This is a genomic window from Faecalicatena contorta (genome assembly GCF_003149105.1).
Lineage (GTDB): Bacteria > Bacillota > Clostridia > Lachnospirales > Lachnospiraceae > Muricomes > Muricomes contortus_C.
Genome location: NZ_QGDS01000018.1, coordinates 36,806 through 50,493 on the forward strand (window position 1 = coordinate 36,806; position 13,688 = coordinate 50,493).

A 13,688-nucleotide genomic window follows, 5' to 3' on the forward strand; every position below is an offset into this window, starting at 1 on the left:
GGAGGTAATCATATGGTTCAACCTAAGTATCATGTTTTTATCTGCACAAGCTGCAGAATTAACGGGCAGCAGAAGGGATACTGTTTTCAGCAGGGAAGTGTGAATCTTATACAGGATTTTATGCAGGAAATTGAAGACCGTGAGCTTTCAGGAGAAGTTGTTATTAATAATACAGGGTGTTTCGGTATCTGTGACAAGGGACCGATTGTTGTAGTTTATCCGGAAGGAGTATGGTACGGAAATGTAAAACCGGAAGATGTGGAACGAATTTTTGATGAGCATTTTGAAGGAGGAATACCTGTAGAAGATTTGAGGATTTAAAATAAGGGAAATGGAGGTATATCTATGATAAGAATTATAGATGCTACACTATGCATTCTTGATAACTATAATTTAACCCGGGAACAGATATATCGTTTTGTGGAGCTTATGGGAAAAATCGGTATCAGAAATCTGCAGATTTCTGCCGGCGTGTATGAAAAACTGCAGGGAAACCTGCCGGATGGAATGACCTATTATCTTGAAGTGGATACCGTTTCCTACATGAATGAAGATTATCCAAAGGATAAAAGGATTAAATATTATTTTACCCCCAAGCAGAAAAGAGGAAAAAGAGAAATCGAAACCTATCAGATTAATGATATGGAAGAGCCGGTAAAGATAGTACCGGCTGAAGAAAATTCGCTGCTGAGGGTTACAGGATTAGATAAACTTCTGCTTGGAGGGTGCAATGTGGGGCTGGAGACATTAAAAAAGAGATTTGAATTAAAGCAGCTTATTCTATGTCCGGAGAATACTTACCACTGTGCAACGGCAATTGCAACCCTGTTCCTTCAAAATAAGGGGTATGCCGTTGTATCAACCTTGCTTGGGATTGGAAATAAGGCCGCAACAGAGCAAATTCTCATGGCACTGCATGTGATTGAACGATACATGGTGAATCATGATTTTAAAGATTTCTCAAGGTTAAAATGCTGGCTTGAGGATGTATTGAAAGAGGAGATATCTCCCATGGCACCCGTACTCGGCACCCGCATTTTTTATGTGGAATCAGGTATTCATGTCGATGGCATTTTAAAAAAGCCTGCCAATTATGAACCATATCCTGCGGAGCTGGTCGGTTTAGAAAGGGAAGTAATTCTTGGAAAGCACTCAGGAAAAGGTTGTGTTACTTTTAAATTAAAGAAACTTCATATGGAGAATACATTTCAAGATCATACAGAAGACCTGCTTCAGTTGATCAAAGAAAAAAGCAGGGCACGGGGAACCGCCATTACAGAGGAAGAATTTATAGAAATGGTCGGGAGGTATGAGACTTATGATGAAAAAACTTAGTATAGTGGATACAACATTGCGTGACGGGGAACAGTGCCCGGGAGTTGTTTTTTTCCCGGAAGATAAGGTGAAATTGGCACGGGCACTGGATGAAATAGGTGTATCCGAGATAGAAGTCGGAATATTTGACCGGAAGACAGAGGGGAGGGAATATCTGTCTAAAATCATGCACCAGAAAAAACATGCCAAAATATCACTTTGGAGCAGGCTGAACCCTGTAGATGTTATGGAAGCATGCCGTCAAAAACCGGATATCGTGCATATCGCAGTTCCGGTCAGTTATGTACAGATTTACTCCAAGCTCAATAAAAATAAAGCCTGGGTAGAAAAACAGTTCATGGAATGTATAGAAATAGCGAATAACTTCCATGTGCAGGTGACACCCGGATTTGAGGATTCTTCACGTGCCGATATAGGATTTATGATAAAATTGGCGGTTCAGGCTGAAAAAATGGGAATAAAAATTATCAGGCTGGCGGATACAGTCGGTATTTTTACACCTGTACGTGCAGGAAAGCTGGTAAAAGAAATACACAGCCATTCTTCTATAATGATTGAAGCACATGAACATAATGATTTTGGTATGGCTGTGGCCAATTCCCTGGAAATGGCCAACATGGGGGCAGGTTTGATTGATTGTACGATACTGGGTATTGGCGAACGATCTGGGAACTGCAATATGTATGATTTTATTCATGCCTGTGAAGTCCACTTTGACACAGGAATTGACAAACGCAGTGTACTTAAGATTGAAGAACTGTTATCGGGGATGATTAAGCCGGATAGAAGAAAATTCCTATAGGAGGACAATGTGAATATTAAATCAGCAAAATTAAAAGAAGGTTATATTTTAAGAGAGCTTGGAGGAGAGTTTTGCATCTTTTACGAAAAAGACAGTGATAACGGTTCACTGACAGGACTTCCGTCTGTCAATGAAGCCTGTATCTTTTTATGGAGCAGGCTGGAAAAGGGTGCGGATACCGAAGAGCTGATTAGCACAGTTACTGATAAATTTGAAGTCAGCAGAGAGGATGCTGAATATGAGGTGGGCGAATTTCTTGCAAAGCTGATTCATGGAAATGTGGTAGAAATTGAACAGTGAAAGGGGGAACATTATGGAAAGAATTGCTGTATTTACAGATCAGAACGGAAACATGGTTAATTTTTATGATTGCGTCTGTTTTCAGATATTTCTAAAAATAAAAAGAGAATTTATACTTGAGAAAACCATCTATTATGATCCGATTCCGCAGTCAACTGTGTCAGAGGTAAGAAAGTCAGTAAAGTATTTGACAGAACTTCTGGAGAATTGCAAAATAGCAGCATTTAGAGATATCAGCGGGATTCCCTATACCATTTTGGACAGGGAAGGGTTCTTGATTTTTCTGGTTCCGGATTATATAAAAGAAACGCTGAATGGAATTGTATTGGATTTGGAAGAAATGAAGAAGGAAAAACGGATGAAATGGGAATTGGCAGAGAACATAAAACCGCTGGAATCTGATATCCCCGGCATTTATTTTTTTAATCTGCTTCAAATTGAAAAAGAACATCCGGAACTTTCTTCAAAGCAGATTCTTATGGAATTTTTACAAACAACCTCATTCTTGGAACTGAAGCTGCGCTGTTCACATGTTCCGCCCTGGATTACACGTGATGGGGCATGGAATGTACAGGTTCAGGACACAGAACAGGGAATACTTGCACGGATTACAGCCCGTCAATGTCAGGAGGGAAGTCTATGATGAATTATCTTGTAATCGACAAAGCGCATATACAGATGGAATTTGGGATTCTTGGAGATGTATCCTCTTTTCAGACTTATCCCAGCGGAGAGCTTGAAAGTGTAAATTTGACAGGGAAAAATATGGTTGTAACGCATGTGGGAGAACTGGTCCCCTCTTACACAGAATCACAAAGGCGGAAAAAGAAAGCATCAGTGGAATTTTATAAAAATGGAATCATAAAAGCCGTCATGCTGGAGGAACAGTCTGAAATTGAAAGTCCAATCGGAATCTTGCCGGCAGAGTATGTAACATTTTATCCGACAGGAGAGCTGCATAAGGCTTTTGTATCGAATGGGCAGATAAACGGATTCTGGTCAGAGGAGGATGAACGGGAAAATAATATCCCGCTTTCTTTTGAATTGGATGCTGCCTCCTTCTGCGCATATACAAATGGTATCTGTTTTTATAAAAGCGGAAATATAAAAAGCATCACGCTGTATCCAAAAGAGAGCATTACAGTACACTCTCCGGCAGGTGAGATTGAGACGGCAATAGGCTTCTCCCTCTATGAGAGTGGAGAATTAAAGTCGGTAGAACCAAAAACAGCATTGTTACTGCAAACTCCAATCGGAATCTTTTCGGCTTTTGATCCGGATGCAGTGGGAGTTCACGCGGACAGCAATTCGGTTATGTTTGATGAGAAAGGGAGGCTTACTGCGTTTTCTACTGTAGAAGATAAAGTTATGGTTCAAACAGGAGGTGAGGAGTTTCTGGTTCTCGAACCTGCGGAAAAGCAACACCCGCTTTATGACGATATAAAGGTACGGAGTGCCATGAAAGTAATTTTCGATTTTGAGGAGGATACAGTGAACTTTGAAAACGGCAGTACGTATACTTTTCCGATGGAACATACTGGATTTACCATTCAAAAACTGCCTGCGGATACATTGGGATGTACACCTGACGACTGTGCAAACTGCTCACTGTGCCACAGCAGCAATTATACCTAAGTGAAGAGAAAGGAATAGGAATGTGAGTTAATATGAAAAATGTAAAAAAATCATGTATTTGTTTCGTGGCAGCGATGCTGCTGTTATTCGGATGTGGGAATGCTGGACCTAATGTTCCATCTGCAAAAGCTAAGACGGATCCGCCGGCAGTGGCTGATAATGAGGCGGCAGAAAGTACATCAAAAACAGAGGCGGAAATGGAAAAAACGGTCAAAATTACTGGTTTTAAAGATGTCAATACAGACGCAGTAACTTTGATTGCACTAGGGAATTCGGGTGTGCCAGTGGGGCAGTATTCGGAAGAGATTTTTCGTAATCTGGGTTTCTGGGATAGTATCCAGGGTAAAATATCTTATGGCACGAATGTAAAAGAAGTTCTGTCTCAGGTAGAAGAGGGCACGGTAGACTGCGGTGTTGTATATGCAACGGATGCAGCAACGGCAGAGGGGATTAAGGTTGTGTGTACAGCTCCAGAGGATGCATTGAATACACCAGTTCTTTATCCGGCAGCGGTTTTGAAGAATTCGGAGAATCCAACGGCAGCAAAGGCATTTTTAAATTTTCTTCTTTCCGATGGAGCAGTCCATGAGTTTGAAAAAGTCGGATTCGAGATGGCAACAGATGAAAAACCGGCTGAAGTAGCATCTGACAAGGCCTGTACATTAAATGTTTTTGCAGCGGCAAGTCTGATGGAATCTCTTACATCGATTCAAAAGCTTTTTAACGAACAGTATCCTGATATTACGCTGGTATATAATTTTGATTCCAGCGGAACCTTGCAGACCCAGATTGAACAGGGAGCTTCGGCGGATATATTTTTTTCAGCAGCACAAAAGCAGATGGATACACTGCAGGAAGAAGGATATATAAACGGGGATACTGTAACAAATCTTCTGAATAATAAAATTGTTCTGATTGTTTCTGGGGAAAAGGAATAGAACAAGAATCTTATAATAGGACAAAAGGAGGTACATTTATGAATCTGTTTCCCTTGTGGAATTCCTTGAGGATTTCTTTTCTGGCAACCTGTATTACTTTTTTCCTAGGTATTATCCTGGCTTATTATGTAATCAGGCTCCCTGGGATACTTAAGGGGATTTTAGACGCGATATTTACGATTCCCATGGTGCTGCCTCCTACCGTTGTCGGTTTCCTGCTGTTAAAAACGCTTTCGCCAAAAAGCGTTCCCGGCATTTTAGTGAAAGAATATTTTCATACTACTATTACCATGAAATGGTATGCAGCGATTGCGGCAGTCGTTGTGGTAACTTTCCCACTGATGTACCGAACTGCAAGAAGTTCATTTGAAGCATTCGATCAAAATATCATTGCGAGTGGAAAGACACTCTGTCTTTCTAACACTTACATATTTTGGAGAATCCTGCTTCCAAACTGTAAGGCAGGAATTGTAGCAGGTATGGTGCTTGCATTTGCAAGAGGACTCGGAGAATACGGCGCCACAAGCATGGTTGCAGGATACATTGCAGACAGAACGGCCACCATATCTACAACCGTTGCCTATTTTTGGCAGACAAATCAAGATACGGAAGCAATGGGATGGGTGCTGATTAATCTGATTATATCTTTTGTAGTCATGCTGGTAGTCAATATATTTGATAAACGGGTATCATTTGGAAGGGGGGGCTGAGATTGTCTCTATATTGTGAAATAAGAAAAAAATTGAAAAATTTCGTGCTGGATATTAAATTCGAGGCAGAGGATGAGACTATTGCTCTGATGGGCGCTTCTGGATGCGGAAAAAGCATGACATTGCGGTGTATTGCCGGAATCGAGGAGCCGGACAGTGGAAAAATCGTAATCAATGGGAAAACAGTGTTTGATTCAAATAAGAAAATTTCTCTTCCTCCACAGAAAAGAAAAACGGGATATCTGTTTCAGGATTATGCTCTTTTTCCAAATATGACAGTCCGGAAAAATATTTGCACGGTTCTTACTAAAAAGAGGAGAGGAGAACTGGATGCCATAATGAACGCTTTTCATCTGGAAGGATTGGAAGACCAATATCCGGCACAGTTGTCTGGCGGGCAGAAGCAGCGCTGTGCGTTAGCACGCATGATGGTCTCCAAACCGGAAATTATTATGCTGGATGAGCCGTTTTCTGCACTTGACAGTTATCTGCGCTGGAAAATGGAACAAGAAGTAGTTACGGCAATTGAGAAATTTGGAAAGACAGTATTGTTTGTATCCCATGACCGTGATGAGGTATACCGCATCAGTAACCGGGTGGTCGTGATGGAGGACGGAAGGAATGAGCCAATTGCATGTAGGAGGAAACTATATCATCATCCCGAAACTTATGCGGACGCACTGCTTACGGGATGTAAAAATATCTGTCCGGTAGTAGTGGATGCCGGCAGGGTTATAGCACCGGAGTTTGGACTGGAATTTAAACAGGAATCTGCTGAGAAAGAAATTGCTTTTGTGGGTATCCGTGCAAAGCTGATTCAGCCTGCACATCGAATAGTGGAAAAGAATGATGTATTGTTTTTAAATTACGAAATCATAAGTGTAACAGAAGGTGTTTTTAGTATAATATTGATGGTAAAACCAGAGTGTTCCAAAGGAATGCTTCGATGGGAGATGCCCAAAAACATGTTTGAAGAACTGCATCTTTATCCAAGCATATTGGCAATTCCAAAAGAGGACATTTTGCTGCTTACGGGATAATCCATTAAAGTGATATCCGATGGGACAGCTCAACTGTTGTCAACTAAAGTATTACGTTATAATATCGATTAGGACAAGTCCCTGTTTATTGTTATGCTTATAATCTATTCCAATTCCATACATTATATTGTAACAATTACTAATTGTCTTTTTTTCTCTGATAAGCTATAATGAAAAAAGAATTTGACAACAAACATGCTTAACGGATCGTATCCGATAAGTCAGAAAAGTGGAGGATGGTAATATGTTAGTATCAGCAACAGAAATGCTTCAAAAGGCAAAGGCAGGACACTACGCGGTAGGACAGTTTAACATCAACAATCTGGAATGGACAAAGGCTGTTTTAGCAGCAGCGCAGGAATGTAACTCTCCAGTAATTTTGGGTGTATCCGAAGGTGCCGGAAAATATATGGCAGGGTACAAAACAGTTGTAGGCATGGTGAATGGTATGCTGGAGGAGATGAATATTACGGTTCCGGTAGCCCTTCATTTGGACCACGGCAGCTATGAAGGATGTATGAAGTGTGTAGAAGCAGGTTTCTCTTCTATTATGTTTGACGGTTCCCACTACCCGATTGAAGAGAACATTGCTAAGACAAAAGAGCTTGTTGGAGTTGTAAAAGAGCATGGAATGTCTTTGGAAGCAGAAGTTGGTTCTATCGGCGGCGAGGAAGACGGCGTTATCGGAAAAGGTGAGTGCGCTGACCCTCAGGAATGTAAGATGATCGCAGACTTGGGGATTGATTTTCTTGCAGCAGGAATTGGTAATATCCACGGAAAATATCCGGAAAACTGGGAAGGATTAAGTTTTGAGACTCTTGATGCAATCCAGAAACTGACAGGAGATATGCCTTTGGTACTTCACGGTGGTACAGGTATTCCTGAAGATATGATTAAAAAGGCAATTGACTTGGGCGTTGCTAAAATTAATGTAAATACCGAATGCCAGTTATCTTTCGCAGCTGCAACACGCAAATATGTGGAGGCCGGAAAAGACTTAGAAGGAAAAGGCTTTGACCCGCGTAAACTGTTGAAACCAGGCTCAGATGCAATCATTGCAACTGTAAAGGAAAAGATGGAGCTATTCGGATCAATCGGAAAAGCTGAATAAAAATTTAAAATTTTGCTTGCCTTTTTTGGACGATTGAGGTATACTGACGTACGTAGATATGAACGAAGGCGTTCCAAGATAGCTTGGAGTGCCTTTTTGTTTTATGGGAATACTATATTGAACATTAGTAGTTCAATAAGTATAGAATTTTGGTTTTGACACTGCCTGTAAAACGACTCTGTTTGAAACGGGGATTCGCATGACACCCGGTTCTACAAATATGGAAAGCGAAGAGAAAGGAAAGAATTATGAGTGCAGAACTAGTCAAAGTTGCAGATATTTTTGGGGAAAATGTGTTTAATGATACTGCTATGCAGGAACGTTTACCGAAAAAGGTCTACAAAAACCTGAAGAAAACGATTGAGGAAGGAAATGAACTGGACCTTGAGACTGCTGATGTAATTGCACATGAGATGAAGGAGTGGGCCATTGAAAAAGGAGCAACACATTATACTCACTGGTTTCAGCCTCTGACAGGAGTGACCGCTGAAAAGCATGACTCTTTCATTTCGGCTCCGCTTCCAAGCGGTAAAGTACTGATGAGTTTTTCAGGAAAAGAATTGATAAAAGGGGAACCGGATGCGTCTTCATTTCCGTCGGGGGGCCTCCGCGCAACATTTGAAGCAAGAGGATATACGGCATGGGATTGTACTTCACCTGCATTTATAAGGCAGGATGCAGCAGGCGCAACACTTTGTATCCCCACAGCATTTTGTTCCTATAAAGGAGAAGCACTGGATCAGAAAACGCCTCTTCTGAGATCTATGGAGGCAATTTGCATTCAATCTATGAGACTGCTCCGTCTGTTTGGAAATACTACATCAAGAAAAGTAACACCTTCTGTGGGACCAGAGCAGGAATATTTCCTCGTAGACGCAAACAAGTTTTTGCAGAGAAAAGATTTGATATATGCAGGGCGCACATTATTTGGAGCAATGCCTCCGAAGGGACAGGAGATGGATGACCATTATTTTGGTACTATCCGCCAGAGAGTTGCCGCTTTTATGAAGGATTTGAATGAGGAACTGTGGAAGGTCGGCGTTTCTGCGAAGACTCAGCATAATGAAGTGGCTCCGGCACAGCATGAGCTTGCTCCTATTTATGCACCGGCGAATATTGCTGTAGACCACAACCAGCTCATTATGCAGACGATGAAGAGGATTGCCTGCCGTCATGGAATGAAATGCCTGCTTCATGAAAAGCCGTTTGCGGGCGTGAATGGTTCTGGTAAGCACAATAACTGGTCTCTGGTTACAGATGATGGAATCAACATGCTGGAACCTGGAAAGACACCTCATGAAAATATGCAGTTTTTGCTGGTTTTGACCTGTATTTTAAAGGCAGTCAATAAACATGCGGATTTATTACGTGAATCTGCTGCGGATCCAGGAAATGACCACAGGCTGGGAGCAAATGAGGCTCCTCCGGCTATCATCTCTGTTTTCCTGGGAGAACAGCTTGGAGATGTAATGGAACAGCTTATCAGTACAGGGGAAGCAACCCACAGTCTCAAGGGCGGCAAGCTGGAAACAGGAGTTAAGACATTGCCCGATCTTGCCAAGGATGCGACAGATAGGAACAGAACTTCACCCTTTGCGTTTACAGGAAATAAATTTGAATTCCGTATGGTTGGCTCAAGAGATTCCATCGCGGCACCCAATGTTGTTTTAAATACCATTGTAGCCGAAGCGTTTGCAGAGGCATGTGATGTGCTGGAAGAAACAGATGACTTTGATAAAGCAGTCCATGATCTGATTAAGGAATATGCAATAGAAAATCAGAGAATCGTATTTAACGGTGACGGATATTCAGAGGCATGGGTTGCAGAGGCGGAAAGACGGGGGCTTCCAAACATTAAATCTATGGTAGAGGCAATCCCTGCAATGACAACAGATAAAGCAGTAGAGCTGTTTGAGAAGTTTTGTGTATTTACAAAGGTAGAGCTGGAATCACGGGCAGAGATTCAATATGAGGCATATGCAAAGGCAATCAATATTGAAGCCCGGACTATGATTGATATGGCAAGCAAACAGATTATTCCTGCAATTATGAAGTATACAAAAACACTGGCTGACACAGTCCTTTCAGTGAAAGAGGCAGGAGCAGATGTTTCTGTACAGTCAGGACTTCTAAGCGAGGTTTCCGGGCTGCTGGTAGAGACAAAGACTGCTTTGGAAGCGCTGATTAAAGTGACGGACGAAGCTGCAGAAAAAGAAGAGGGTGCTGTTCAGGCAAACTTCTACCATGATGAGGTCTTTCCAGCTATGGAAGCACTTCGTGCACCGGTTGACAGGCTGGAGATGATTGTTGATAAAGATGTATGGCCTATGCCATCCTATGGAGATCTGATTTTTGAAGTATAGATACATAGGAGGAATGCCCTAAGTTCACTGGAAATTAAAATTTGATTTGTGAAAAGGCAAGGAGGGTGTTATGAAAAGCAGCGCAGCAGCAGAAAAAATGATAGAATTTCTAAACGGCAATTTGCGGGATATTAATCATTTTTTGAAGGTATATACCTATGCCAAGATAATTGGAGAGCTGGAAAAGTTAGATGTGAAAACCCAGGAAACCCTTGAAGTGGCAGCGGTAATACATGATATTGCGTGCCCTCTCTGCCGTGAAAAGTATGGTGATGCAGATGGAAAACACCAGGAGATAGAAAGTGCTGCTTTGGTAATGCCATTTTTGCAGGAATTAGAGTGTGAGAAAGAGATGGCAGAAAGAATTTGTTATTTAGTATCTCACCATCATACATACACAGGAGTAGACGGATTGGACTATCAGATACTGCTGGAAGCAGATTTCCTTGTAAATGCAGATGAATCTGCAATGTCAGAAGAGTCAATTATTAAAATGAAGAAACGGGTATTTAAGACAGAAACAGGGATACACCTGTTGGAATCAACTTTTAGGCTGTCCGGGGATAAAGCAGAGTAAAGTTGATTTTGAAATACATCTGATATTAAAATTTCTCATGCTATATTTTTATAATGAAGCCGCAGGGTCAAACCTGCGGCTTTATGCATATATTATAAGGAATAAAGCGGTGAGTTTGTGTTAAGATGAAAAATTATATAGGCTTATCTATCGATTTACATTTGTTTTTTATGAGAATTATGAAAGAACATGCAATCTTTTTGAAGGCAGGATTTCAGGAGAGAGATGCATCGGCTATCAGAATGGCAGAGCTCTATAAAGAGCGGTTTGAAGAAGTGCTGGAAGAATGTGTAAGGCTGGGAGAAGGCCGGGTCAGTAAGTCTGTTTTGAAATCCGGAGAAATTGTGACTTCGTTTACAATGTCTGCGGAGAAAAAAACACAGCAGCTGACAGGAATATCGATCAACAGTGGAATTACACGTATGGAACAGCAGATGCGGTGTGGGGATGCAGCTGATACGGATGAAATAAAGATGAAAATCCATAGATTGAACCATAAGACACTAGGCATACTAAATGGATTGATACAATTTAAAGAGGACTTATTACAAGAGGTAAAACACTGCAGGATGTTTACCGCCAATTATCCTCTTTTAATTGAACACATTTTGAGGGAAGCAAAATTATATCGTTCATTTTTAATGGAGCTAGAGAGAACCGGTACGATTTGCAGCCGTAATATGAAAGAAAGCGAATTGTTTTGGAACAGAATTATGATGGAGCATGCACTGTTCATCCGAGGTCTGCTGGACCCGACGGAAGGTGAACTGATTAAGACTGCGGATGAGTTTGCAGAAGAGTATAAGGAGCTGTTGAAACAGGCGCGAGAGAAAAATGACTGTATGATGAAAGAAATGACATTGAAGAGTAAGAAACTGACAGTCAAATACCGTGATTTTAAAGCGACAGGAACGAAGGGAATTATGGATTGCGGGATATCCTCAATTATTCTTCCGCTGCTTGGCGATCATGTATTACGAGAGGCAAATCATTATCTGCGGATATTGGAAGAATAATAAAGCTAACTTATCAGCTCCGAAATCATTACGCTATCGAGATTCTTTTTCATAGTAAAAGAGAAGATGGTGTGGTAAAATAAGCATACCATTTTATTCTCTTGGAGCAAAGAATTCCACGACAGAAAGAAAAGAGGAATATACAACGATGCAGACATCTGATGATTTAAAGAATCTATTGAATAGGATTGACCGCAAGAGTTATCCTGCATATAAAGATACAAAGGGAGTTTACCGGTTTCCCGGATATCAGCTCTCGATTGACCATGTACAGGGAGACCCTTTTGCGTCTCCCTCAAAGCTGAGTATCCATATTGAGGGTAAGGCTGCCGGCTTTCCCAGAGAGTTATTTGAAACGAAGCACCGCAGGATTGCTCTTGAAGATTACCTGACGAGGCAGTTTGGACGTGCTGTGGAGCGGCATGCATTTCAGGCAAAAGGCTCCGGCAAGAGCGGACTGATTGCAGTGAGCCGCTGCGGGCAGGAAGTATTGGAGCGTACAGCATGTACAATAGAGACGGGGAGCGGCAACGTGATTCTCCGGCTTGAAGCAGGGTTCCCTGCGAATGGGAGAACCATCAATGCAAGAGAATTGATGAAGATATTATTTGATTTTCTGCCGGAAAGTGTGGAAAACTCTCTTTATTATAAGAATAGCGATAAGAAACGAATTCAGCAGACGGTATTTCTTGCAGATGATCAGCAGTATATCCGGGAGCAGCTTCCCAAAATGGGATTGGCAGCTTTTGTGGCTGACGCCGCAGTTTTACCAAGGGAATCTGGGATTTCCTCAAGTCCTATGAGAGGGGCTGTTACATTTACTTCACCGGAGGACCTGAAGGTAACTCTGGAGCTGCCCCACAAAGGGAAGATAACCGGAATGGGAATCCGCCGGGGTATCACATTGATTGTGGGCGGAGGTTATCATGGCAAGTCCACGCTTTTGAAAGCATTGGAACTGGGTGTTTACAATCATATTTCAGGTGATGGCAGGGAATATGTGATTACAGATGACACCGCCATGAAAATCCGTGCGGAGGATGGCAGGAGTATTAAGAGAACAGACATTTCCATGTTTATTAATGACCTTCCCAATGGAAAAGATACTAAAGGATTTTATACAGAGGATGCCAGCGGAAGTACGTCCCAGGCTGCAAATGTGATTGAAGGTATGGAAGCGGGTGCGAAACTTCTGCTGATAGATGAAGATACCAGCGCGACTAACTTTATGATCCGGGATGAACTGATGCAGCGGGTAATCCACAGAGATATGGAGCCGATTACGCCGTTCATTGAGCGGATACAGGAATTGTATGAAGAGTATGGTATTTCTACTGTAATTGTGGCAGGAAGTTCAGGGGCATATTTCCATATTGCAGATTGTATTATTCAGATGGACAAGTATGTGCCCAAAGATATCACATCCATTGCAAAAAAAGAAGCGGAAGCCTTCCCGATGCTTGAACTTCCGGAAGTGAAGGCAGACAGTCCTTTATTTTCCAGATGTCCGGGGGCAAATAATTCTTTTCGCGGGAATGACCGGATTAAAATGAAGACGATGGGAAAAGATGCAGTTCAGATGAACAGGGAGACGATTGATTTGCGCTATGTAGAACAGGTTGTAGACAGTGAACAGGTATCGGCTCTTGGGAACTGTGTGAGATATGCAGAAAAGTATCTTTTGGATGGAAGGAAGAATTTGCAGAAGGTTGTAGAGGAGCTGGAGCAGAAAATAGAGAAAGATGGATTAGCAGGGTTATGTGAAAGCCGTTCAAACATAGCTTGCCTTGCAATGCCGAGAAAACAGGAAATCCATGCGTGCCTGAACCGTTATCGTGGATTGAAGTTGTAGAAAGGGGAA

At 41.8% G+C, this 13,688-nt stretch carries 14 protein-coding genes; all 14 read left to right on the top strand.

Annotated elements, in window-relative coordinates:
- Positions 1-12 precede the first annotated feature (12 nt).
- The 14 genes from A8805_RS19220 (at position 13) to A8805_RS19285 (ending at position 13,679) form a co-directional block, all read left to right on the top strand.
- Positions 13-321: a 2Fe-2S ferredoxin gene (locus A8805_RS19220; RefSeq protein ID WP_109714184.1), complete on the top strand. Its 309-nt coding sequence runs from the start codon at positions 13-15 to the stop codon at positions 319-321.
- Between the two features lie 24 nt (positions 322-345).
- A complete protein-coding gene (locus A8805_RS19225; RefSeq protein ID WP_109714187.1) occupies positions 346-1,335 on the top strand; it encodes a hypothetical protein in 990 nt (329 codons plus the stop codon).
- Positions 1,319-2,137, top strand: coding sequence for a homocitrate synthase (locus A8805_RS19230; RefSeq protein ID WP_109714189.1), 819 nt, complete (start codon positions 1,319-1,321; stop codon positions 2,135-2,137). The genes A8805_RS19225 and A8805_RS19230 overlap by 17 nt, the downstream gene beginning before the upstream one ends.
- 9 nt (positions 2,138-2,146) lie before the next feature.
- Positions 2,147-2,437, top strand: a complete 291-nt coding sequence (locus A8805_RS19235; RefSeq protein WP_109714191.1) for a PqqD family protein — start codon at positions 2,147-2,149, stop codon at positions 2,435-2,437.
- Positions 2,438-2,450: 13 nt separating this feature from the next.
- Entirely contained in the window at positions 2,451-3,080 is a 630-nt protein-coding gene (locus A8805_RS19240) for a Fe-only nitrogenase accessory AnfO family protein (RefSeq protein ID WP_109714193.1), read from the top strand.
- Positions 3,077-4,072 (top strand): hypothetical protein, encoded by a 996-nt coding sequence (locus A8805_RS19245; protein WP_109714195.1) that lies wholly within the window; start codon positions 3,077-3,079, stop codon positions 4,070-4,072. Before A8805_RS19240 ends, A8805_RS19245 begins: the two co-directional genes overlap by 4 nt.
- Positions 4,073-4,104: 32 nt before the next feature.
- Positions 4,105-5,010, top strand: coding sequence for a molybdate ABC transporter substrate-binding protein (gene modA, locus A8805_RS19250; protein ID WP_109714197.1), 906 nt, complete (start codon positions 4,105-4,107; stop codon positions 5,008-5,010).
- Between the two features lie 38 nt (positions 5,011-5,048).
- On the top strand, positions 5,049-5,720 hold the full coding sequence (gene modB, locus A8805_RS19255; RefSeq protein WP_109714199.1) for a molybdate ABC transporter permease subunit: 672 nt from the start codon (positions 5,049-5,051) through the stop codon (positions 5,718-5,720).
- Between the two features lie 44 nt (positions 5,721-5,764).
- Positions 5,765-6,760: a sulfate/molybdate ABC transporter ATP-binding protein gene (locus A8805_RS19260; protein ID WP_207657733.1), complete on the top strand. Its 996-nt coding sequence runs from the start codon at positions 5,765-5,767 to the stop codon at positions 6,758-6,760.
- A gap of 244 nt (positions 6,761-7,004) precedes the next feature.
- A complete protein-coding gene (fba, locus tag A8805_RS19265) occupies positions 7,005-7,871 on the top strand; it encodes a class II fructose-1,6-bisphosphate aldolase (protein WP_109714203.1) in 867 nt (288 codons plus the stop codon).
- A gap of 248 nt (positions 7,872-8,119) precedes the next feature.
- Entirely contained in the window at positions 8,120-10,234 is a 2,115-nt protein-coding gene (locus A8805_RS19270; protein WP_109714205.1) for a glutamine synthetase III, read from the top strand.
- Positions 10,235-10,304: 70 nt separating this feature from the next.
- Positions 10,305-10,811, top strand: a complete 507-nt coding sequence (locus tag A8805_RS19275; protein WP_109714207.1) for an HD domain-containing protein — start codon at positions 10,305-10,307, stop codon at positions 10,809-10,811.
- 125 nt (positions 10,812-10,936) lie between these two features.
- A complete protein-coding gene (locus tag A8805_RS19280) occupies positions 10,937-11,827 on the top strand; it encodes a DUF2935 domain-containing protein (RefSeq protein ID WP_109714209.1) in 891 nt (296 codons plus the stop codon).
- A gap of 148 nt (positions 11,828-11,975) precedes the next feature.
- The gene (locus A8805_RS19285; RefSeq protein ID WP_109714211.1) at positions 11,976-13,679 is read left to right on the top strand and encodes an ABC-ATPase domain-containing protein; all 1,704 of its coding nucleotides are present in this window, start codon (positions 11,976-11,978) and stop codon (positions 13,677-13,679) included.
- The last annotated feature ends 9 nt before the right edge of the window (positions 13,680-13,688 follow it).